The sequence below is a fragment of the Plesiocystis pacifica SIR-1 genome, assembly GCF_000170895.1.
Taxonomy (GTDB): Bacteria; Myxococcota_A; Polyangia; order Nannocystales; family Nannocystaceae; genus Plesiocystis; species Plesiocystis pacifica.
Map to the genome: position 1 here is coordinate 1 of NZ_ABCS01000016.1, position 21,148 is coordinate 21,148.

19 protein-coding genes are annotated in these 21,148 nt (G+C 71.2%); 12 read left to right on the plus strand and 7 right to left on the minus strand.

Annotation, left to right across the window (positions count from 1 at the left end):
• The 5 genes from PPSIR1_RS10360 to PPSIR1_RS10380 all read left to right on the plus strand — a co-directional run.
• The coding region (locus tag PPSIR1_RS10360) for a hypothetical protein (RefSeq protein ID WP_006970991.1) at positions 1–472 on the plus strand (472 nt) is incomplete at its 5' end.
• Positions 473–662: 190 nt separating this feature from the next.
• Positions 663–1,481 (plus strand): alpha/beta fold hydrolase, encoded by an 819-nt coding sequence (locus PPSIR1_RS42380; protein ID WP_006970992.1) that lies wholly within the window; start codon positions 663–665, stop codon positions 1,479–1,481.
• 11 nt (positions 1,482–1,492) lie between these two features.
• On the plus strand, positions 1,493–2,635 hold the full coding sequence (locus tag PPSIR1_RS10370; protein WP_006970993.1) for a tRNA-queuosine alpha-mannosyltransferase domain-containing protein: 1,143 nt from the start codon (positions 1,493–1,495) through the stop codon (positions 2,633–2,635).
• A gap of 36 nt (positions 2,636–2,671) precedes the next feature.
• Positions 2,672–3,154: a hypothetical protein gene (locus tag PPSIR1_RS10375; RefSeq protein WP_006970994.1), complete on the plus strand. Its 483-nt coding sequence runs from the start codon at positions 2,672–2,674 to the stop codon at positions 3,152–3,154.
• Between the two features lie 70 nt (positions 3,155–3,224).
• A complete protein-coding gene (locus tag PPSIR1_RS10380; protein ID WP_086001199.1) occupies positions 3,225–4,178 on the plus strand; it encodes a DUF4846 domain-containing protein in 954 nt (317 codons plus the stop codon).
• Positions 4,179–4,183: 5 nt separating this feature from the next.
• Here PPSIR1_RS10380 and PPSIR1_RS10385 read toward each other — a convergent pair whose 3' ends face one another.
• On the minus strand, positions 4,184–5,179 hold the full coding sequence (locus PPSIR1_RS10385; RefSeq protein WP_006970996.1) for a ribonuclease Z: 996 nt from the start codon (positions 5,177–5,179) through the stop codon (positions 4,184–4,186).
• Between the two features lie 115 nt (positions 5,180–5,294).
• Here PPSIR1_RS10385 and PPSIR1_RS10390 point away from each other — a divergent pair, with 115 nt between their 5' ends.
• From PPSIR1_RS10390 to metF, 5 genes are all read left to right on the plus strand, one after another.
• Positions 5,295–6,761: a dihydrolipoyl dehydrogenase gene (locus tag PPSIR1_RS10390; RefSeq protein WP_006970997.1), complete on the plus strand. Its 1,467-nt coding sequence runs from the start codon at positions 5,295–5,297 to the stop codon at positions 6,759–6,761.
• A gap of 73 nt (positions 6,762–6,834) precedes the next feature.
• Complete coding sequence (locus PPSIR1_RS10395; protein ID WP_006970998.1) at positions 6,835–8,511, plus strand: two-component system sensor histidine kinase NtrB; 1,677 nt, start codon at positions 6,835–6,837, stop codon at positions 8,509–8,511.
• Positions 8,512–8,647: 136 nt separating this feature from the next.
• A complete protein-coding gene (locus PPSIR1_RS10400) occupies positions 8,648–9,694 on the plus strand; it encodes a polysaccharide lyase family 7 protein (protein WP_198154488.1) in 1,047 nt (348 codons plus the stop codon).
• A 16-nt stretch (positions 9,695–9,710) separates the two neighbouring features.
• On the plus strand, positions 9,711–10,589 hold the full coding sequence (locus PPSIR1_RS10405) for a biotin--[acetyl-CoA-carboxylase] ligase (protein WP_006971000.1): 879 nt from the start codon (positions 9,711–9,713) through the stop codon (positions 10,587–10,589).
• Positions 10,568–11,500: a methylenetetrahydrofolate reductase [NAD(P)H] gene (gene metF, locus PPSIR1_RS10410; protein ID WP_006971001.1), complete on the plus strand. Its 933-nt coding sequence runs from the start codon at positions 10,568–10,570 to the stop codon at positions 11,498–11,500. The genes PPSIR1_RS10405 and metF overlap by 22 nt, the downstream gene beginning before the upstream one ends.
• A gap of 723 nt (positions 11,501–12,223) precedes the next feature.
• Here the strand turns inward: metF and PPSIR1_RS10415 are convergent.
• On the minus strand, positions 12,224–12,436 hold the full coding sequence (locus PPSIR1_RS10415) for a hypothetical protein (RefSeq protein ID WP_006971002.1): 213 nt from the start codon (positions 12,434–12,436) through the stop codon (positions 12,224–12,226).
• A gap of 40 nt (positions 12,437–12,476) precedes the next feature.
• On the opposite strand from PPSIR1_RS10415, the gene PPSIR1_RS10420 reads away from it, so the two are divergent.
• Positions 12,477–13,268, plus strand: a complete 792-nt coding sequence (locus PPSIR1_RS10420) for an SIR2 family NAD-dependent protein deacylase (protein WP_006971003.1) — start codon at positions 12,477–12,479, stop codon at positions 13,266–13,268.
• A gap of 178 nt (positions 13,269–13,446) precedes the next feature.
• Here the strand turns inward: PPSIR1_RS10420 and PPSIR1_RS10425 are convergent, their stop codons facing one another.
• From PPSIR1_RS10425 to PPSIR1_RS10435, 3 genes are all read right to left on the minus strand, one after another.
• A complete protein-coding gene (locus PPSIR1_RS10425; protein WP_157595404.1) occupies positions 13,447–14,100 on the minus strand; it encodes a hypothetical protein in 654 nt (217 codons plus the stop codon).
• 84 nt (positions 14,101–14,184) lie between these two features.
• Positions 14,185–15,681, minus strand: coding sequence for a M20/M25/M40 family metallo-hydrolase (locus PPSIR1_RS10430; RefSeq protein ID WP_006971005.1), 1,497 nt, complete (start codon positions 15,679–15,681; stop codon positions 14,185–14,187).
• 52 nt (positions 15,682–15,733) lie between these two features.
• On the minus strand, positions 15,734–17,494 hold the full coding sequence (locus PPSIR1_RS10435; RefSeq protein ID WP_006971006.1) for a zinc metalloprotease: 1,761 nt from the start codon (positions 17,492–17,494) through the stop codon (positions 15,734–15,736).
• 376 nt (positions 17,495–17,870) lie between these two features.
• Between PPSIR1_RS10435 and PPSIR1_RS10440 the strand changes: the two genes are divergently transcribed.
• Positions 17,871–18,953 (plus strand): DUF4185 domain-containing protein, encoded by a 1,083-nt coding sequence (locus tag PPSIR1_RS10440; protein WP_045115776.1) that lies wholly within the window; start codon positions 17,871–17,873, stop codon positions 18,951–18,953.
• Between the two features lie 7 nt (positions 18,954–18,960).
• Here the strand turns inward: PPSIR1_RS10440 and PPSIR1_RS10445 are convergent, their stop codons facing one another.
• Both PPSIR1_RS10445 and PPSIR1_RS10450 read right to left on the minus strand, forming a co-directional pair.
• Positions 18,961–19,965, minus strand: coding sequence for a hypothetical protein (locus PPSIR1_RS10445; protein WP_006971008.1), 1,005 nt, complete (start codon positions 19,963–19,965; stop codon positions 18,961–18,963).
• A gap of 7 nt (positions 19,966–19,972) precedes the next feature.
• Complete coding sequence (locus PPSIR1_RS10450) at positions 19,973–20,863, minus strand: tetratricopeptide repeat protein (protein WP_157595405.1); 891 nt, start codon at positions 20,861–20,863, stop codon at positions 19,973–19,975.
• Between the last annotated feature and the right edge of the window lie 285 nt (positions 20,864–21,148).

The following is a 21,148-nucleotide window of genomic DNA, read 5'->3' on the forward strand; positions in this document are numbered from 1 at the left end:
CCACGAGAGCACCCTCCCCGACGGCGACCCCGCCTTCGTCGCCACGACCTTCATCCCCCTGGGCCTCGCGGGCCTCGGCCTCGGCACCTACCTGCTGATCCGCGGCGCCAAGGCCCGGGCCAACTACCTCGACTGGCGCGAGTTCAGCGGGCGACCGGGCCAGCCCACGGGCAACGGCATGGTCGTCGGCGGGACCCTGGCGACCGTCGTGGGCGGCGTGACCATGGTCGCGGCGGGGGTCCAGAGCCTCGAAAATGGCATCGACAGCGGCCCCTTCCCGCCGACCCTGTGGGCCATCGGCGGCGCCTCGGCTGCCACCGGGATCGGCCTGCTCACCGCCGGCTTGCTCCGCCGTCGGCGCTACCAGTCGTGGCGCCAGGGCACCTTCCTGGGCGGCGCGCCGGCGCAGCTGAGCCCGCAGCTCGTGCTCCACCCGGAGCAGTTCGCCGTCGGCATCAGCGGCCGCTTCTGAGCACTGCTTTGCCCCCACGAGCATCTCGGGACGGGGGGCGCTTCGTCGCCATCCGCTCCTCCGCTTTGGTCGTGGGGCAATGGGGTTCGTACCTTTGAGAGAGCGCGTGGTCGCCCCCGCTCCCGGGGGCGTGGGTTGATTCGCAGCGCTCTCGGTGGTCAGAGGGCGCTCGGGCTGATAGACCCGGGAGGTGCCCTACGCCATCGGCCCCGGGAAGCACCGCGTCCACTACGAGCGCTTCGGCCCCGCCGACGCCCCCGCCCTCGTGCTCATCCAGGGCCTCGGCCTCAGCGGCCGCTTTTGGATGCGCATGCCCGACATGCTCGCTGGCGACGCCAAGACGCCGTGGCGCGTGCTCGTGCCCGACAACCGCGGGGTCGGCAAGAGCGACCGACCGCGGCGGCCGTGGACCATGGCCAACATGGCCGACGACGTCGTCGCCATGCTCGACGCCGAGGGGGTCCAGCGGGCGATCGTCGCCGGCATCTCCATGGGCGGCATGATCGCCCAGCAGGTCGCCCTGCGCCACGCCGAGCGCGTCGCGGGCCTGATCTTGCTCGCGACCTGGCCGGGCCTGCCCAGCGGCCAGCTGCCCTCCTTTGCGACCCTCAACGATCTGTTCGGCTCGGCCATCGCCCAGCGCAAGGATCCGCAGCTGATCGCCCGCCTGCTCCTGCCCGACTCGCTGCACGACCGCAGCTCGGAGCTGCTGAGCGACTGGTTTCAGCTCATGCGCGAGACTCGGCCGAGCCGCGCGACCTTCCTGGGCCAGTTCGGGGCCATCGCCAGCCACTCCACGGGCAAGCGGCTGAGCGCGATCCAGGCGCCCACGCGGGTGATCACTGGCGATCAGGATCGCCTCGTCGTGCCCGTCAACTCCATGCGCCTGGCCGACGCCATCCCGGGCGCGCAGCTGCAGATCTTGCCCAACGTCGGCCACGCCATCCCGCTCCTCGACCGCGAGGTCGTGCGCCGCCACGCCCTCGATCTGCGCCCGAACCTGGCCTGAGCCCGAGCCCGATGCGGGTCCTCTACATCGAGCCCTTCGACGCGGGCTCCCACGCCGCCTTTGGCCGGACCCTCACGGGCGCCGAGTGGGCCGAGTGGACCGCCCTGACCCTCCCGGGCCGGCACTGGAAGTGGCGCATGCGGGGCAGCGCGGTCTACTTCGCCGAGCAGCTGCGCCAGCGAGCAGGCGCCCCCTTCGACGCGCTGTTCGCCAGCGCCTACCTGCCCCTGGCCGAGCTCGTCGGGTTGCGCCCAGAGCTCGCGTCGATCCCCCGGGTGCTCTACTTCCACGAGAACCAGCTCGCCTTCCCGGTCTCGACGGAGCCCGGGTCCAAGGCCGACCCCCGCCGCGACCTGCACTTTGGCTTCACCCAGCTGGTCTCGGCGCTCGCGGCCACGCGCTGCGTGTTCAACAGCGCCCACAACCGCGACAGCTTCCTCGACGCGGCCCGCGAGCTGCTCCGGCGCATGCCCGACGCCGTGCCCCCGGGTTGGGTCGACGCCATCGCGGCGCGCAGCGAGGTCCTGGGCCTGCCCCTGGCCCTGCCCCAGATCGACGCGGCGGGCTTGCGCGACCTGCCTGCGGGCGCGCGCGCGGACGGTCCGCTGATCGTGTGGAACCACCGCTGGGAGCACGACAAGGGCCCCGACAGCCTCGTGCGCATCGTCGACGCCCTGCTCGAGCGCGAGCAGCTGCGCTTTCGCCTGGCGGTGTGCGGGCAGAGCTTTCGGCGCAAGCCCCCGGCGCTGGTCGAGGCCGAGCCGCGCCTGCGCCAGGCCCTCGGCGAGCGCCTGGTCCAGTGGGGTCACCTCGAGTCCCGGGCCGACTACCTGGCCCTGCTCGGTCAGGCCCAGGTTGCCCTGTCGACGGCGCGCCACGAGTTCTTTGGCGTCGCCATGCTCGAGGCGGCGCACGCCGGCGCGCAGGTCCTCGTGCCCGATCGCCTGTCCTACCCCGAGCTGTTCCCGCCCGAGGCCCGCTACGCCGACGAGGCCGACGCGATCGCCCGGCTCGCTGGCTGGATCCGCGCGTGGCGGGCCGGCGCGCGAGCGCTCCGAGGCGACCACCGACGATGGAGCGCGCCGCACCACGCAGACGCGGTCTTGCCTCGCTACCGCGAGCTCCTGCGCCCCGCGGGCCCGCCGCGATTTTAGCTCCGCGCGGGCTCGTGAATTTGTTACTCACGAGAGGTGCCGGCGAGCAAGGGCGCCAGAGTCGAGTACGCCTCGAGGAACGAGCTGGTCGCGGTCGCCGGTCCGGTCGTGATCCGCATGATGGACGGCCGCGCGACCACCATCGAGGACTACCGCCGGCTGATGCCCGTGCTCGAGGTCGCGATGGAGCAGGACCCCGCCGTCGGCTTCCTGCACGTGTTCCACTCGGGGACCCCGCCTGCCACGCCCGAGGTGCGCCGACACGCCGCCCAGCTCTTCGAGCCCCTCGCCGCGCGCCTGGCCTCGGTCATGATCCTCACCGGCGACGGGCTGTCGTCCAAGCTGATGCGCAACAGCGCCCAGAGCGTGAAGTCGATCCTGCGCAACTCGAGCTTCGACGTGGCCCGGTCCATCGACGAGGGCGCCAGGATGCTGGCCCTGGACCTGGTCGGCATCGACCCGGAGCTGCTCGCCTCGCAGTGCGAGGAGCTCCACGTACACATGCGCAGCCTGAGCTGACCCGCCCCAACGACCGGCCCCAACGACCGGCCGCTCGGAATGCCTCCCCGCGCTCGCGCGTAGCCGAGGCATGCGGGCGATCCGGGACTCGAGGCGGCTGCGCGCGTGGGCGATGGCGGCGCTGCTGGCCACGAGCAGCGTCGGCCTGGCCCCCCTCGCCTGCTCCGACACCCCAGGACCGCGCCCGGCCACCTTGGTCGCCGAGCCCGTCGACCTCGACGACTACACCTGGCTGGCGGACTGGGGCGAGGTCCCGCCCAGCGTCGGGCTCGAGCAGCGCTTCCCCACCCCCGAGGGCAGCGCGCGCGTCGACGTGGACGCGGACAGCTACGCCGCGTGGCTGCGCGCGCTCCCGATCCGCCTCGATCGCCGCACCGTCGAGGACTACCGCGGGCGCACCCTCCCCTTCAGCGGGCGCTGGTCCGCCGGCGTCGTCCCCCTCGACGTCGGCGAGCGCGACCTGCAGCAGTGCGCCGACACGGTCCTGCGCCTGCACGCCGAGTGGCTATGGTCGATGGGCGACGACGCGGCCCTGCGCTACCACTTCACCAGCGGCGACGAGTCGCGCTTTGAAGACTGGCTCGCCGGGCGGCGCCAGGTCGTCGAGGGCAACGCGGTGCGCACCGCCGAGCCCGGCGAGTTCCCGACCCTGAGCCGCGACCGCGCGGCCCTCCGCGGCTGGCTCGATCAGGTGTTCATGTACGCCGGCACGCGCTCCCTCGCCCTCGACAGCGAGGCCGTGCCGCTGACCGAGCCGCTCTTGCCCGGCGACTTCCTGGTCCGACCCGGGAGCCCGGGCCACGCGGTGATCATCCTCGACGTCGCGACCACCGAAGACGGCGAGCAGCTCGTCCTGGTCGGCCAGGGCTCGATGCCCGCCCAGGAGCTCCACGTGCTCCGGGGCGACCGCGAAGCGACCGTCGACGGCGTGTGGTTCAGGCTGCCCGCGAACGCGGACGCGGCGATCCCCGTGCCGGGCTGGGGCGCGCTCGAGCGCAGCAGCGCCCGCCGCCTGCGCGCCTGAAGGGCTCAGCCCTCGGCCTTCTCGGCCTTGGGCTGGTCCCTCTTCTGCTTGTCCTTCTTACCCTTGCTGCGCTTGGGCAGAGGCACGACGTCGAAGTCCCGCGCCGCGACGATCTCCCCGTCGAAGACCTCCCGGGCCTCCTCGAGGAAGGGCGCGTTGCGGTCGTAGCGACGCGAGAAGTGGGTCAGCACCAGCTGCTCGACCCCCGCCTCCTTGGCGATGCGCGCGGCCTGCTTGGCGGTGAGGTGGCCGTTGTCCTTGGCCCGCTGCAGATCCGCCTCGATGTAGGTCGACTCACAGATCAGCATGTCCGCGCCCTCGGCCAGGTCGAAGGCGCCCTTGCACAGGCGCGTGTCCATGACGAAGGCGACGACCTGACCGCGCCGCGGCTTGCCGACGTCGGCGAGGGTCACGGTCTTGCCGTCGACCTCGAGCTCGCCGGCCTGCTGCAGCTGCTTGATCATCGGCCCGCGCAGCCCGGCCTCGCGCAGCTTGTCCGGGTCGAGGGTCCAGCCGCCGCGCTCTTCGAGGCGGTAGCCCATGGTCGGCACGCCGTGGTTGAGGGACGCGACCTCGAGCTTGAGGCCCTTGCGCTCCTCGTCGACGGACCACACGCAGGTCCGCTCGGGGCCAGGCTCGGGGACCGGGTGGCCGTGGACCTCGGCGCGATCGTGGTAGATCGAGGCCCGGCGCAGGCGGTGGTAGTACTTCTCGCCCGAGGCCGGAAAGTAGACGTGGACCGGGTGGGGGCAGCCATCGAGGGACAAGAGCTGGGAGATCCCGGCCAGGCCCAGGCAGTGGTCGCCGTGGAAGTGGGTGATGCAGATCTTGGTGATGTCCGTGGACGACACCCCCGCGTGGATCAGCTGGCGCTGGATCCCCTCTCCGGGATCAAAGAGGAAGCCCTCACCATCCCAACGGATCAAGTAGCCGTTGTGGTTACGGTAGCGCGTGGGCACCTGACTGGCGGTACCGAGGACGACGAGCTCGCGGACGGACATGGGATGGACGCTCCGGTCGGGAGGGCGCCGAGCATAGCCGCAATGTCCCCAAGGGCCAGCCGCCTCCCCACTTTCTCGCGTAGCTTTTTCGAGCGACCCGCGTAGACCCGGGAGCATGGACACAGCGAACACCATCCAGGTCGACGTGGCGATCATTGGCGCGGGGACGGCGGGCCTGGTCGCCCGACGCGAGGCCCTGAGCCAGGGTGCCGAGCGCGTGGTGATGATCGAGGGTGGGCCCCTGGGCACGACCTGCGCCCGGGTCGGCTGCATGCCCTCCAAGCTGCTCATCGCCGCAGCCGACGCGGCCCACGGCGCCCGCGTAGCCGGACAGTTCGGCGTTCATGCAAATGATCTACGCATCGACGGTGAGGCCGTGATGCGCCGGGTCCAGTCCGAGCGCGATCGCTTCGCCGGCTTCGTCGTCGACGCGACCGAGGCGCTCCCCGAGGGTCAGCTGCTCCGGGGCTGGGCGCGCTTTCGAGACGCGACCCACCTCGAGGTCGCGCTCAACGAAGGCGGCAGCGTCGAGGTCGAGGCCCGCGCCGTGGTCATCGCGACGGGCTCGGCGGCGTTCATCCCCCCGCCCCTGCGCGACCTCGGAGACCGGCTGCTGACCAACGAAGGCGTGTTCGAGCTCCCGACCCTGCCGCGCTCGGTGGCCGTCGTCGGCACCGGCGTCATCGGCCTCGAGCTCGGCCAAGCCCTCGACCGCCTCGGCGTCGCCGTGCAGATCTTCGACATCAACACGCGCATGCCGATGCTCAGCGACCCGGGCATGCAGGCCGAGGCCCGGGCGATCTTCGAGGCCGAGCTCGACCTGCACCTCGGCGTGGGCGAGCTCGAGGCCACCCGCGTCGAGGCGGGCGTGCAGCTGCGCTGGCGCGAGGCCGAGGGCGAGGGCGAGGGCCGGGAGGCGACCTTCGACTACGTGCTCGCGGCCACCGGCCGCCGACCGCAGCTGGGCCGCCTGGGCCTGGACGCCGCTGGCGTCGAGCTCGACCGCCGGGGCATGCCGGTGCGCTGGGACGAGCGCACCGGGCAGATCGGCGACAGCGCGCTGTTCCTCGCCGGCGACGTCACCGGCTTCCGCCCCCTGCTGCACGAGGCCGCCGCCGAAGGCCGCATCGCCGGCGGCAACGCGGCCCGCTTCCCCGAGGTCCGCGCCCAGGTCCGCACGGTCCCCTTGGGCATCATGTTCACCGACCCCAACGTCGCGGTCGTCGGGACCGTGCCCACGGACGCCAGCGAAGAGGGCGTGAGCTGGGAGGCCGCCGAGGTCGACTTTGGCGATCAGGGCCGCGCCCGGGTCATGGGCCAAAACCGCGGCCGCGCGCGGATCTACGCCAGCCGGGCTTGCGGCACGCTGATCGCCGCCGAGCTCATCGGGCCGCGAGCCGAGCACCTCGCCCACCTGCTCGCGTGGACCATCGAGTCCAAGGTCACCGCTCAGCGAGCGACGCGGCTGCCCTACTACCACCCCGTGGTCGAAGAGGGCCTGCGAACGGCGATGCGTCGGCTCGCGCGCAAGCTGGAGTTCGGTCCGCGGCCCGAGCCCCTCGACTGCGGTCCCGGAGACTGATCCACGGACTGACCCACGGTCGAGCGCGCTGGTTTGTAGCCAGCAAAGCAGGCAAGATCGGCGTGGCCGAGCCATGACCGACGTCCAGCCCAAGCTCACCGAACTCGCGTTCATCGACGCCCTCGAGACCGTGGCGGCGCGCCTGCTCGGATCCTCCACCCTGCTCGAGGGCCTCGAGGCCTCGGTCGAGAGCTTCATCGAGGTGTTCGGCTGCGACCGCGTCACCCTGGACTTTCACCGCTCGGGCGGCCTGGACCTGCCCACGACCCTGCACGCCGCGCGCGAGGGCTTCGCCCCCGACACCGTCGCCGCCAGGGACCACGACAGCTTCGAGCGCCGGCTCCGGGTCGCCGCCGAGAGCAGCGGAGAGGTCCACGCCCTCGGCCCCGGCCCCGACCCCGACGAGGAAGCCCTGCCCAGCGACGCCCGCCTGGTCCGCGAGTGCGGCGTGCAGTCCATGCTGATCATCGCGGTCAACCCCCGCGTCGGCCCGAGCTGGACCGTCAGCTTGCACTACTGCGCCGCGCCCCGGAGCTTCGGCCTCGAGCCCCGCCTGCTCGCGCTGATCAGCGGGCGCATGGCCGAGGTCGTGACCAACCGCGCCATGCTCGAGCACATGGACCAGAGCGAGGCCCGCTTTCGCAACCTGTTCGAGCACGCCCCCGAGGGCATCGTGGTCATCGATCTGGGCACCCTGCGGCTGGTCGACTTCAACCGCGAGGCCGAAAAATTGTTCGGCACGCCCCCCGGCGAGCTGCTCGGCGCCCACCTGCGCCGGCTCCTGCCCGAGACCACCGAAGACGGCGAGAGCTCCGAAGACGGCCTGCTCGAGCGCGTGGCCGCGGCCAGCGTCGGCGAGGTCTCGGCCTTCGAGTGGACCATGCAGCGCAACGGCCAGCCCTTCCCCGCCGAGCTGCGCCTGGTCCAGCTGCCCAACGCCGAGCGCGTGCTCGTGCGCGCCAGCATCGTCGACATCACCGCGCGCAAGGCCCTCGACGCCAAGCTGCGCCAGGCCCAGAAGATGGAGGCGATCGGCCAGCTCACCGGCGGCATCGCCCACGACTTCAACAACCTGCTGACGGTCATCGGCACGGTGCTCGAGGTGCTCGAGCGCTTCCGCGAGGACGAGGAGAGCTTCATGACCGAGCTCGCCGTCGCCCGCGAGGCCAGCGCGGCGGGCTCGGCCCTGGTCCAGCAGCTGCTGGCCTTCTCCCGCCGCAAGTCCCTGCGCCCCGAGGTCGTCCACCTGTCCCACGAGCTCCAGCGCAGCGCCGAGCTGCTGCGCCGCACCCTCGGCTCGGGCGTGGTCCTCGAGCTCGCCCTCGCCGACGAGCTCGAGCTCGTCGAGGTCGACACCGCCCAGCTGATCACCGCCGTGCTCAACCTGTGCCTCAACGCCCGCGACGCGATGCCCAGCAAGTGCGGGACCCTCGAGCTGCGCACGGAGAGCCTCGTCGTCGAGTCCAGCGAGCTCGCCCCCAGCCCCGAGCCCCTCCTCGACGTCGACGCCAGCGAGGTCGCCGGGAGCTTCGTGGCCGTCCGCGTGCGCGACGACGGCTCGGGCATGAGCCCCGAGATGATCGCCCGCGTCGTCGAGCCCTTCTTCACGACCAAGAGCGAGGGCAAGGGCTCGGGCCTGGGCCTGAGCATGGTCTACGGCTTCGTCACCCAAAGCGGCGGCCACCTGCTCATCGACAGTGAGCTCGGCGTCGGCACGACCATGTCCCTGCTGTTCCCCGCGCGGGTCTGAGGGCCGTTCGCGCAACCGCGATCGCCACGCCGGCCACGAGCCGCCGTGTCCCTGCATGACGACTTCGACAACGCCTCCGGGCCGGTGATACAGCTCGTCCATGGTGACGTGGGGCTCGACGGGACGACACCTCTTTGTGCTCGCTGGCTTCGCGTTCGCGCTGGCTTGCGCGACGCCGGGCGATGACGCGGCCGCGGACGAAGCCGACGCGGGGCATGGGGCGGGCGACACCTCCCACTCGGACGAGGGCTCCGACGGCTCGTCGGAGACCAGCGCTTCGGAGAGCGAGAGCGGGGAGTCGGAGACGGGGGGCTCGTCCACCGACGAGGCCGGCGAGACCGACACCGACGCCGGCAGCGACACGGACGACGACGACGGCGGACCTCAGCCGCAGCTCCCGAGCGAGCTCCTCGACCTCACGGCGTGGAAGCTGACCCTCCCCGACGCCTCGGAGGTCAAAGAGCTCGAGCTCGCCGCAGGCTTCGAGAGCCCCAGCGAGTTCTACCTCGACGAGGACACCGGGGCCGTGGTGTTCCGCTGCCCCAACCACTCGCGCAGCACCCAAAACAGCAGCTACTCCCGGACCGAGCTCCGCGAGATGCTGCGCGCCGGAAACACCGACATCCCCACCCAGGGCGTCAACGCAAACAACTGGGTGTTCTCGAGCTCCAGCCCCGAAAACCAGGCCGCGGCTGGCGGCGTCGACGGGACCTCGAGCGCGACCTTGACCGTGGACCACGTGTCGACGACGGGCGCGAGCAACGAGGTCGGCCGGGTCATCGTCGGCCAGATCCACGCCCCCGAGGACGAGCCCATCCGGCTCTACTACCGGCTGCTCCCCGGCCACGCCCGCGGCTCGATCTACTTCGCCCACGAGGCCCAAGGCGGCGAGCAGTGGTACGAGATGATCGGCAGCCGGGACGACGACGCCGAGGAGCCCGACGACGGCATCGAGCTCGGCGAGCCGTGGGCCTACCGCATCGAGGTCGAGGGCGACGAGCTGCGCGTGACCATCGAGCGCGAGGGCAAGGACGACGTCGTCGAGCTCGTGTCCATGGCCGACAGCGGCTTCGCCGACCAGTGGATGTACTTCAAGGCTGGCGTCTACAACCAAAACAACGGCGGCGACGAGGACGACTACGTCCAGGCCAGCTTCTACAGCCTGGTCCACACCCACCCCTGAGTGCTAGGACAGCCCGATGTCCTCGGCCGACTTCCCCACCGCGCTCGCGGCCGCCCTGACCACGCGGCGCTTTGGCCGAGTCCACGAGCACGCCGCCAGCCTCGAGTCGACCAATGACCGGGCCCTCGCGTGGCTCGGCGGTTCGGGCGAGAGCCCGGCTCCCGACGGCGCCCTGGTCACCGCGGACCGCCAGACCGCCGGCCGCGGTCGCCTCGGCCGCGCCTGGTCCTCGGCCCCGGCGGGGGACATCTACGCGAGCGTGGTCGTGCGCCCCGGGGCCACGCGCACGGCCGCGGGCCAGAGCTTCGGCGCCCTCGCCCTGGCCGTGGGGGTAGGCCTGCGCGAGGGCGTGGGCGCGGCCCTGCGCGGCTGCGGCCGGCCCGAGCTCGCCGAGCGCCTGAGCCTCAAGTGGCCCAACGACTTGCTCCTCGACGGCCGCAAGCTCGCCGGGATCTTGTGCGAGAGCCGCTGGCGAGGGCGCAGCGTCGACGTCGTCGTGGGCTTTGGGGTCAACGTCGGCCGCGAGCGCTTCGAGGGCCCGCTAGCCGACACCGCGACCAGCCTGCGCCTGGCCCTCGGTGCTGCCCCGCCCGCGCGCGCCGAGCTCCTCGCGGCGACCCTCGCCGCCCTCGAGGACAGCCTCGACGCCTTCTTCGACCGGGGCTTCCCCGCCCTGCGCCCGCGCTACGAGCCCCACTGCGTCGTGCTCGGTCGCCGCGTCGAGGTCGAGACCCCAGGCCGCGGGCGGGTGTCGGCCCTCGCCCTGAGCCTCGACCCCGACGGGGCCCTGCGCGTGCGCGAGGACGACGGCCGCGAGCTTCGGGTCGAGAGCGCCGACGTGTGGCTGAGCCCCGACCATGCTATGCCCGCGCCGTGCGGATCTCCGAGCGACTGAGCCACAAGCGCCCCGTCTTCAGCTTCGAATTCTTCCCGCCCAAGCACGAAAAGGGCGAGCGGGTCCTGTGGCGCAGCCTCGAGCAGCTGCGCACCCTCGAGCCCGACTTCGTGTCCGTGACCTACGGCGCCGGCGGCAGCACCCGCGAGCGCACCGTCGAGCTCGTCGCCCGCATCAAGACCGAGCTGGGCATCGAGCCCATGGCCCACCTGACCTGCGTCGGCTCCACCCGCGACGAGCTCGCCCGCGTCGTCGAGCGCCTGCTCGCCGCCGACGTCCACAACATCCTCGCCCTGCGCGGCGACCCGCCCAAGGGCGAGACCGAGTTCCAGCACACCCCCGGCGGCTTCCGCTACGCCAGCGAGCTGACCGCGTGGCTGCGCGAGAGCTGGCCAGAGCTGTGCATCGGCGCCGCCTGCTACCCCGAGGTCCACCCCGAGGCCAGCGACGCCGAGGCCGACCTCGCCGCCCTGAAGACCAAGGTCGACGCGGGCGTCGACTTCCTGATCACCCAGCTCTTCTTCGACAACGCCGCCTACTTCGAGTTCGAGAACCGGGCCCGCGGCGCCGGCATCGAGGTCCCGATCATCCCCGGCATCATGCCGGTCACCAACATCAAGCAGATCCGCCGGTTCACCAAGATGTGCGGCGCGACCATTCCCCCGCTGCTCCAGCACCGCCTCGACGACATCGCCAGCGCCGAGGGGGGCCCCCACGCGCACGAGGTGTTCTGGGCGGGGGTCAGCTACGCCGCGCATCAGTGCCGGGGGCTGTTGGATCCCGGGCGCGGAGCGATGCCCTTTGGGGCGCGGACGCCCGGGGTGCACGGGATTCACTTCTATACGCTGAACCGCAGCCCGGCTACGCGGGCGCTGTTTGAGATCCTGCGACTGAGCCGGACGGCTAGCTGAGCGGGTTGTTGCGGGGCGGGCTCGGGCGTGCGGCGACTGCTCCGGAGGGCTCGGGTGTGCGGGGACTGCTACAGGCGCTATCGGACCTACGGCGACTGCTGTAGGCGCTCTCGGACCTACGGCCACTGCTGCAAGCAGCCCGGGTTGGAGGACAGGCTGGTTTTCCCCATGAGGTGCTATCGGGAGGCCCTCGACAGCGTCCGCCCCGACGATGAATCGTGCTCGCTTCGCTGCGCGCGATTCATCCACCTCACGCTCGCTTCGCTCGCTGCGGCTCCGGTCACGGGGCGGCGAGGGGAAATGTTTTGGCGGGGGTGAAGACCATGGTTGCTGGGACTTTGCTGGTTGTGGAGGTTGGTGGGGATGCAACCGGCGGCCGCGGACCTCGTGTTGGTTAGCCCGGCATTTTTCTGGCGCATACACAGCAGGCCGCTCGGCGGGAGGGGTCCCTGCGACGAGCACCGAGCTGCCTACAGCCTTGGAAGAGCAATGAGGTGTGGCTCGGCTCGAGCGCAGGAGTGGGGAGGAGCCCGCCGAATAGGCCGCGGAGCACCGTCGGAGCCACGAACGCATCGCAGTCCTACTGCACCGCCGGAGCCACGAGCGCACCGCAGTCCTACTGCACCGTCGGAGCCAACGAAACACCGCAGTCCTACTGTACCGCCGGAGCCAACCGGCCACCGCAGTCCCGCTGCACCGCCGGAGCCCGAAGAGCCCGCGGTCCTACTGCACCCGCTGCGCCGGATCATCCGGAACGCGGCGGCGCTCCTCTTCCGTCATGTTGGGATCCGGCGCGCCGGGGTACGTCTTCTCCTCGGCCTTGTCTGCCCCGTCGCCGCTGTCCCCGTCGATCATCGGGCGAATGACAAAGAACCAAGCAACGAGCACGATCAAGCCGATGACCGGGGCCGCGTAGACCTTGAGCTTCTCGTCCATGTCCGCTCAGCTTAGCAGCTGCCGCGCTACACTTTGAGTCGTGGCGGACGACACCCACCGAGAGGCCGTGCAGCGCGCGGCGAGCCTCCTCGCGCCCGCGCAGAGCGTCCTGTTCGTGACCGGAGCCGGAATCTCCGCGGACTCCGGGCTCCCGACCTACCGCGGCGTGGGCGGCCTCTACGACGGCGAGGACGCCGAGGAGGGCCTACCCATCGAGGTCTGCCTCTCGGGCGAGATGTTTCGCACTCGGCCCGCGGTGACCTGGAAGTACATGCACGAGATCGGCCGCGCGTGTCGGGGCGCCGAGCCCAACGCTGCCCACCGCGCCATCGCTGCCCTCGAGGCCGAGCGCGAGCGCGTGTGGGTCTTGACCCAAAACGTCGACGGCCTGCACACCGCCGCCGGGAGTAAAAAGCTCATCGCCATCCACGGCGACGCCCACGAGCTCGCGTGCACCCGCTGCTCGTGGTCCACGCGGGTCACCGACTACGACGCGATCGGCTTCGGAGACGACGGCGTCCCCCGCTGTCCTCGAGAGGGGTGCGGCGCGATCGTTCGCCCCGCCGTCATCTTGTTCGGCGAGATGCTCCCCAGCCGCGCCCTCGAGACCCTCTACGCCCAGCTCGACCTGGGCTTCGACGCCGTCGTCTCGGTCGGCACCACCGCCGTCTTCCCCTACATCGCCGCCCCCATCCAGCTCGCCCGCGCCAAGGGCAAGGCGACCATCGAGATCAACCCCGGCACCAGCGAGATCTCGAGCCTCGTCGACGTCCACCTGCGCCTGGGCGCGGCCGAGGCCATGACCCAGCTCCGCGCGGCCATGACCCCCTGAGCGAACTCAGGGGCTGTCCTGGACGACGCCACGACCTCCCTGCGCACGTCCACTCGGAGACTGTGAACGAATCCACGCCCCCGCTTGCGGGGGCGACCACATGCCCTCTCCAAGGCACGAACCCCATTGCCCACCAAGCCAAAGCGGAGGAGCGGACAGCGACGAAGCGCCCCCGGTCCTAGACGTCTGTGGGGGCAAAGCAGAGGTCCCGGCGCGTCCCGTCGGGCTCGATGGTCCAGCGCCCCGTCGACGTGCCCACGACGATCGAGCGCGGTGTGGGTCCCCGACTCAAGCCCACGAAGGCCCCCGCGGGGACCTCGTGGCCGTACGCGACCATGGGCGTCGCCAGGCGAGCCTCCAGGGCCGAGCCGTCGTCGGGGTCGATCTCGACGGCGGTCCCAGCCGGCAGCTCGACCCCGCCGATCGACAACGCCTCGCCCAGGACCCCACGCTCATAGGCGAGGGTGAGCGGGTGGCCAGCGGCGAAGGGCAAGCCTCGCCAGCGCAGCGCATCCGCGGGCGTGAACCAGTCCACGGCTCCGCCCATGCGAAAGCCGACGGGACCCGCGGCGGCCCGCACTCGCCTGGGCCGCCAGGGCAGGCGAACATGCCCGACCTCGGCCAGCACCCCTGCCGTGACCCAGTACCCATGCTTCTCGAAGGCGCCGCGGCGAAATTCCGTCCACGAAACGGAGGCCTCGAGGCTGAGCTCGACAAAGCGCAGGCCGGCCAGGGTCACGGGCGGCTCGAAGCGCGCCCGGAGGGTCGCCTGGCCCGTCGGGGGCACGCGGACCTCCGTGGGCTGAAGCACGCGCAGAGCCGGCGGGAGCAAGACCCAAAGCCGCCTGCCGGGGACCACCTCGACGTCCCGGTGCCACTGTTTCGACTCGCTCCAGGGCGCCCCCGACATGGCCGCTCAGTCCCAGCTGGCCTGGATCAGGTGGCCGTAAAACTGAATCATCGTCTCGTAGTCGGAGACCCGCAGGCGCTCGTCGACGCCGTGGTAGCGCGCGACGTCGTGGTCCTCGAGGCGAAAGGCCGAGAAGCGGTAGATGACCTCGCTGACCTCCTCGTAGTAGCGCGCGTCCGAGCCCGCGACGTTGAGGGTCGGGGCGACGACGACGTCGGGGTGCACGGCCCGGAGCGCGCGGGCGACGATGTCGAAGGCCTGCCCCTCGTGCGGCGAGACCCCCGACGGTCCGTGGCCAGCGGTGTGCTCGACCTCGACGCGCGGGTCGTCGATGACCGCCTCCAGGTAGTCCACGACCCCCTCGGGCGTCTCGCCGATCATCACCCGGTGGTTGATCCGCGCCGTCGCCCGCGGCGGCAAGACGTTGGCCTTGACCCCGCCCTCGATGACGGTGACGGCCGTCGTCGTGCGCACGAAGGCGGCCGTCCGCGGCTTGCCCAGCAGCACGGCCTGGAGCACCGGCCGAAACAGCCACAGGTTGGTCGCCACCAGGCGCAGGGGCCAGTCCATCTCGGGGCCCGCGTACTCGAAGGTGTGGAGAAAAGGCCCCTCGAGCCGGGCCGGGAAGGGGTTGGCCTCGACCTTGGCGATGGCCGCCGCGAGCACGCCGATCGCCGTCTGGTCCGGCGGCGTCGAGCCGTGGCCGCCCTCGCCCTCGACGCGCAGCTCGACGACGATGTTGCCCTTCTCGGCCAGCGCGACCATGGCCATGCCGCGCTCGGGCAGCCCGGGGAACAGGCCCTGGAGCACGCCCGTGCCCTCGTCGTAGACGAGCGCCGCGTTCGTGACCCCGTCCTCGACCAGGGAGGCCGCGATGGCCTGGGCGCCGGTGCCCCCGACCTCCTCGTCGTGGCCAAAGCACAGGTAGATCGTGCGCTCGGGGACGAAGCCCTGGGCCACGAGGACCTCGGCGGCCTCGAAGATCGCCAGCAAGTTGCCCTTGTCGTCCATGGTCCCGCGGCCCCACACGGCGGCCTCGCCCGCCTCGTCGACGCGCTCCCCCGAAAAGGGCGGCCGCGTCCACGCCTCGGGCTCGGCGATGGGCACGACGTCCATGTGCGCGAGCAGGACCACCGGAGGCAGCTCCGGGCGCGCGCCCTCCCAGCGATAGCGCAGGCTGTAGTCGGCGATGACCTGGCGCTCGAGGGCGGCGTGGGTCTTGGGGTAGCTGCGCTCGAGCAGGGCGTGGAAGGCCAGGAAGGGCTCGGGGTCGAAGTCCGCCGGGTCCTCGGGCGAGATCGTCTCGAGCCGCACGGCCTCGCCCAGGCGCGCGGCGGCGCCGTCCATGTCGAGGCTCAGCGCGGGCGTGGTCGCGGCCTCGAGCTGACGGGAGGGGCTCGCCAGGGTGATGCCGAGGGTCAGGGCCAGCACGGCGAGGAGCGCGATCGGGGCGGCGATCAGCCCCCGTCGCAGCCAGGTCCGCGCGCGCGATGCTTCGGCCATGCGCTCCAGTTGCGCACGGCGGTGGGCCGAGGTCAACCCGGCTCAACCCGCGTCAGCGGACGTCGGTCAAGTGGCCGGCGAGGTGCAACTCGGTGACCTCGGTCTCCGTGTACCCGTAGTGGACCAGCTCGACCTGCGTCGCCGCCAGGAAGTCCTCGGCGCTGTCGAGGCCGTAGACCTCCGGGGTCTCGTAGCCCTCGGGCAGCTCGGTGACGATGACCACGACCTCGCTGTCGGGGATGGTCCGGACCACGACCGGGCGCTCGTCCCAGGTGACCTCGCCCGCGCGGAACACCACGCTCGAGTCTTCGTCGGCCGCGTCGGGGTCGAGGGAGCCGCGGACGACGGTCCAATACTCCTCGCCGTTCTCGCCGATCAGGCCCTGGAGCAGCCACTCGTCGTCGCCGGGCGCGGACGACCAGGTCCCCGGGGTCAGCCACTCGATGCGATCGGCCGTGGCCTCCCAGGTGTAGTCGCTGACCCACGCGGGCTCGCAGTAGCCCATGTAGTCCTTGCCCTGGCTGGTGCTGTAGAAGGTCGTGGTGCCCAGGCGGTGGCCCTGGACGCCGATCCCCCCGCCGCCGTAGGGGAAGCCGGGGTCCGAGGAGGCCACCCCGCCGCAGGGCGCGTGCTCGCGGCCCTGGTTGTGGCCGAGCTCGTGGGTCAGGGTCTCTGCGGAGCTGTCGAGGTCGTAGAGCACCGAGATCGACGCGCGCTGGTTGGCGGCCCAAGACTCCGCCGGCGTGACGAAGCCCAGCCCCGTGGTCCCGCCGTTGTTCGAGCAGTTGCCGTTCCAGACCGCGAAGCAGCCGAAGTCGGCCAGGCCCTCGTAGTAGACGTTGTCCGCCGGGTTGTCCTGGCTGCGCGCGGTCGAGATGGCCTGCAAGATGCCCTCGAGGCTGATGCTGTTTTGCCAGACCACCGGGTTTTGGCGCACCGTGATGTTGACGGCCGAGACCGGGTTCTTGGCGTAGATCTCGGCGCGGATCGTCTCGATCACGTTGTTGGTGATGTTCGCGGTCCGGTCCTCGCCGCCGTAGATCCAGCGGATCGGGACCAGGCGGACCTCGAGCTCGTGGACCTCCGAGGGCACGCCCAGGTCGGCCGAGCCCGTCGCGGGCAGGCGCGCGGCGGTGTTGTTGCTGCCGGCGCCGTTGACCTCGTAGAGGCCGACGTAATAGGTGGTGCCCGGGGCGATGTCCTCGCCGGGCACTTCCCAGCGGAAGGTGCCGTTGTAGCTGTTGATGTTGGGGTTGCCCGAGATGTTGCGGACGTCCTCGTAGACCTGGGTCTGGCCGCCGTCCTCGAGCACGAGCACGCCGCGGATGTCTCGGGAGGTGAAGCCGTTGAGCAGGCTCCACTCGGCCCGGAACAGCGCGTCGCGGCCCCCGACGAGCCGCGCGTTGCGGTTGTTGGCGGGGATCGGGTTGCTGCCGTTGCCGATGGTCACGGCCACGCCCTGGGTGACCTCCACGCGGGTCAGGGCCATGTCGCCGACGAGGCCGGAGGGCTCTTCGCCGCCGGTCGTCGTCGTGTCCCCGCCGCCGGTCGTCGTGTCTCCGCCGCCGGTCGTCGTGTCTCCGCCGCCGGTCGTCGTGTCTCCGCCGCCGGTCGTCGTGTCCCCGCCGCCGCCGGTCGTGTCTCCGCCGCCGCCGGTCGTGTCGCCCCCGTTGTCGCCGGCCTCGTCCTGGCCGTCGCCGCTCTCGCCCTGGTCCCCCTCGTCGCCGAGGCTGTCGTAGGTCTCGCCCTCGCCGTAGACCCCATTCCACTGGTCCTGCGGGACCCCGACATAGCAGGCCGAAAGGGACGCCATCGCGATGCCAGCGAGAGAGTACGCAAATACGTGCCGGGGGGCAGCCACGCGATCCATGGTGTTCAGATAGCGATAGACCACCCCTAAAATCAAGCTCGATACACGGAAATACGCCAAAAAAATCCAACTTTTTCAACGTTCCTAAGCATGAAGTGCGAGCCGGATTGCGGGCCAAACAGCGATCGAGAGTAGACTTGTTGGGACCGTGATGCAGCCCATGGCTTTGATCTGATGCGAAGAAGGCAACAATAAAATGCTTACAGTCTGGAGCGCTACACTCACTCTCGTGCCGAAGCGATCCAAGGCCCATCGACGCTCGAAGCGATGCGCGAGGGTGCGCGCCAATGCCAGGCGAAATCGACGTGCTCCGCTTCCCGTGTTCGTCTGCGCGGGACTCTTGGCCGCGTGCTCGGGGGCGAGCGGGAGCGCCGTGGTCGAGATCGAGTCCGTCGCCGAAGTCAGCCCGAGCGCGAGCGTGCCGGCCCTCGAGGGCGTGGCCCAGACCCGCGGCGGCGTGAGCCTGATCGCCTTCGAGCGCGGGCTGTGGCTGTTTGGCCCGACGACCAGCCTGCAGCCCGACGCCGACGGGCGAGTCGACCGCGCGAGCGCGTGGTCCTCGACCATGGACTTCGACGCCGACGACGGCCTGGGCCCGTTCGAGATGGCCACGGACGCCGCTGGAGGACCCGCCGAGGTGCTGATCAAGACCGCCGAGGAGCTGGCCTTCGAGGCCGCCGGGGCCGAGCTCGAGCCCCCGGCGCGCGTGCGCCTCGAGCCCCTCGGGGCGGCCCGCCAGAGCCTCTACGGCCCGGTGCTCGTCTACTACGCCAAGTCCCGCGTCGACGGGGGCAGCGGCGGGAGCGGGGGCGGGGCGGTCGGGTCCTCCGTGGCCATCTGGAACGCCGTCGAGCTCGGCGCGCAGCGGCCGGTGTTCGACCCCGCCGCGCCCGAGCCGACCCTGCTCTTTCTCGCGCCCGAGCCCGCCTACGGCCTCGCGCCGACCCTCGTCGACGGTGCGGTCCACGTGTGGGCGTGCACCGATCGGCAAGTCGAGGTGCCCTGCACCCTCGCCTCCGTGCCCGCGGGCGAGGCCTTCGAGCGCGACGCCTACCGGTTTTGGACCGGCGCCGGGTGGAGCGAGGCCATCGACGAGGCCGCGCCCTTGTTCGACGGCGCCGAGCGCCTCAGCGTCCACCTCAACGGCTTCGTCGACCTGTGGCTCGCCTTCTACGCCAAGGAAGGCGTCGCCGTGGTCCGCAGCGCGCCTGCGCTCACGGGGCCGTGGTCCCCCGAGCTCCCCGTGACCGAGCTCGAGCCCGGGGCCCACTCGGTCCTCGGCCACGGCGAGCTCCGTCGCGAAGCCGGGGCCCTCGAGTACCTCACATATGTACGGCCGAGTCCCGAGGACCCGGCCGTCGAAGAGCTGCGCTTGCTCGAGCTGCGTTTGAGCCCGAGCTAGCGTGCCGCTAGCGCTCGATCACCTCGATGGTGACCTGGTCGTAGATCACGAAGGCCTCGTTGGGGTAGGCGTCGTGGTTGTTGTACTGCAGCGAGATCGACAAGGTCACCGGCCCGGGCTCGTCGAAGCGGTCGCCGGGGATCACCCCGCTGACCTCGTCGGCGTCGCCCTCGATGTTGTCGCTCAAGCGCATGCTGAGGGCGTAGCGGAGGTTGCAGGGCGTGGTCGCGCTGAGCAGGCAGCCCGGGTAGTCGTCGTCGTCGTCGCCCTCGACGTCGAGGTAGGCGTGGGAGTGGCCGTCCTCGCTGGGCTCGCCGTCCGCCGTGCACATCTCGCCCGACTGCTCGCAGACCGCCCCCTCGGCAAAGGGATCGCAGTCCTCGGCCCAAAAGCAGTCCGTGCCGTTCTCGACGTAGGTGAAGTTGCGGACCGCCGCGGCCACGTTGAGGGGCTCGCCGGCGACGTGCACGTGGCCGTGGCCGGGCTCGACCACCGCCACCTGCGGGCGGATCCCGTCGGTGATGTAGAAGGTGACGAAGTCGCTCGAGCTGGGGTTGGTGTAGGCCTCGCCCGTGCCGTAGACGGCCTGGACGCTCAGCTGGTGCGCGCCCGGGGCGATGTCCGAGGGCAGGGCGAGGGACAGCACGTCCGTGTCCGCGATCGCCAGCTCCTCGCCGTCGAGGGAGATCGCCACCCGGCCGTCACCCTCGACACGGTCGTTGCTCTCGACCAGGTTGAGGCCCGAGGCGTCGAACACCACGTCGATCGAGGTCGTGGACGGCTCGAAGGGGGTCAGCGGCTCGGGCCCCGTCAGGCGCAGGGCCGGGCCCGTGTCGTCGACGCAGCGGAACTGGGCGCAGGACTGGGTCGGGCCGCAGTCGCTGTCGGTCTGGCAGTAGTAGGCGTCCGAGGCCTCCTCGTCGAACTCGACGCCGTAGCAGCCGGCGCCGAGGCCAAGGCCGAGGCCGCCGATGAGGATCAGTGCACTGGAAGAAAAGAATCGACGCATCATCCTGCCCTCAAAACCGCCCGGAAATCATCAAGCCCGCGCCCTCGGGACCAGCCGTGGGCGCCACCGTGGGGGTCTCGCCCTTCGACCCCGCCTTCTTCTTTTGCATCAAGCCGCCGACGAGCAGGCCGACGCCGACCAGGCCCACGGCCGAGCCCACCGAGATCATCACGATCTGGTTGGTCTGCGCCGAGCGCCCGCTGCTGTCGATGCCACGCGCCTGCTCGAGGGTGACCTTGTTGGGGTTGCCGCCGGTGTAGACGGCGTCGAGCTGGTTGGCGAAGTCCTGGGCCTGGAGGCCGAACACCGCGCCGCCGCCCGCGGCCACGCCCACGCCCACGGCCGTGAGCGCCCCGCCGGCGATGATCAGCGCGCGACCGGGCGCTTTGTTGGAGTCGTCCTCCTCGGCCGGCACCTCCTGGATGATCACCTGGGGCTCGCTGGCCTTGGCCGCGGCCGCCTCTTCCTCGGCCTTTTTGTCCTCGATGGCTTGCTCGAGCCGCGAGATCTTGTTCTCGGTGTTGACCTGGTCGTCGGGCTGCTCGCCGTAGGCGCTCTCGTAAGAGCGCAGGTAGGCCTTGTAGGAGATGATGGCCTGCTCGAAGTTCTCGAGCGACTCGTGGCACAGCCCGATGTTGTAGTGAAACACCGGCGAGGGGAACAGGCTCTGGGCCTCGAGGAAGAGCTGCAGCGCCTCGTCGTAGTCGCCGCTGTCGTAGGCCTCCTTGCCCTGGTTGTAGACGTCCATGGCCTTCTTCTCGGTGTCGATCCCCTCGTCCTCGGCGGGGGCGGCGAGCGCGGGGAGGGGGGCCGAGGCCAGGCATAAGCACACGCCGGCAGCGAGCAGGCGCGCACCCGTGTCGAGGGCGCGCTCGTGAAGGGGTCGTGGGTCGATGGTCAAGAGCAAGCCTTCTCCGCCCAGCACTATATCAACGGGGGCCGATCGGCTCCAATCTCGCGCGTCGATTCCTCCCCCGGTCGCGATGTTCGCTGGGGGGCTTTGCGTGTAACTCACCCCGGCAATCTGATTACTACTCGGAAAGGCAGCCGCCCACGGGTTCAACGCCAGCTGAATCCGTGGACGACGCTTTCGTAGCTCATGGATCCCGGCGCAGCCGGGGTGGGCGACTACCGGGACAGTCTCGACGAGAGTTGGAGCGAACGGGGAGTGCCCGGGCGACCGGCT

What these genes read in the sequence shown, in the direction of transcription:
- PPSIR1_RS10385 (WP_006970996.1), bottom strand. Translation starts at nt 5,179, where the DNA reads ATGTCCGTCCGCGAGCTCGTCGTCCTCGGTACCGCCAGTCAGGTGCCC.
- PPSIR1_RS10405 (WP_006971000.1), top strand. Translation starts at nt 9,711, where the DNA reads ATGTCCTCGGCCGACTTCCCCACCGCGCTCGCGGCCGCCCTGACCACG.
- PPSIR1_RS10435 (WP_006971006.1), bottom strand. Translation starts at nt 17,494, where the DNA reads ATGGCGTCCCTTTCGGCCTGCTATGTCGGGGTCCCGCAGGACCAGTGG.
- PPSIR1_RS10380 (WP_086001199.1), top strand. Translation starts at nt 3,225, where the DNA reads ATGCGGGCGATCCGGGACTCGAGGCGGCTGCGCGCGTGGGCGATGGCG.
- PPSIR1_RS10430 (WP_006971005.1), bottom strand. Translation starts at nt 15,681, where the DNA reads ATGGCCGAAGCATCGCGCGCGCGGACCTGGCTGCGACGGGGGCTGATC.
- PPSIR1_RS10415 (WP_006971002.1), bottom strand. Translation starts at nt 12,436, where the DNA reads ATGGACGAGAAGCTCAAGGTCTACGCGGCCCCGGTCATCGGCTTGATC.
- PPSIR1_RS10445 (WP_006971008.1), bottom strand. Translation starts at nt 19,965, where the DNA reads ATGATGCGTCGATTCTTTTCTTCCAGTGCACTGATCCTCATCGGCGGC.
- PPSIR1_RS10395 (WP_006970998.1), top strand. Translation starts at nt 6,835, where the DNA reads ATGACCGACGTCCAGCCCAAGCTCACCGAACTCGCGTTCATCGACGCC.
- PPSIR1_RS10390 (WP_006970997.1), top strand. Translation starts at nt 5,295, where the DNA reads ATGGACACAGCGAACACCATCCAGGTCGACGTGGCGATCATTGGCGCG.
- PPSIR1_RS10370 (WP_006970993.1), top strand. Translation starts at nt 1,493, where the DNA reads ATGCGGGTCCTCTACATCGAGCCCTTCGACGCGGGCTCCCACGCCGCC.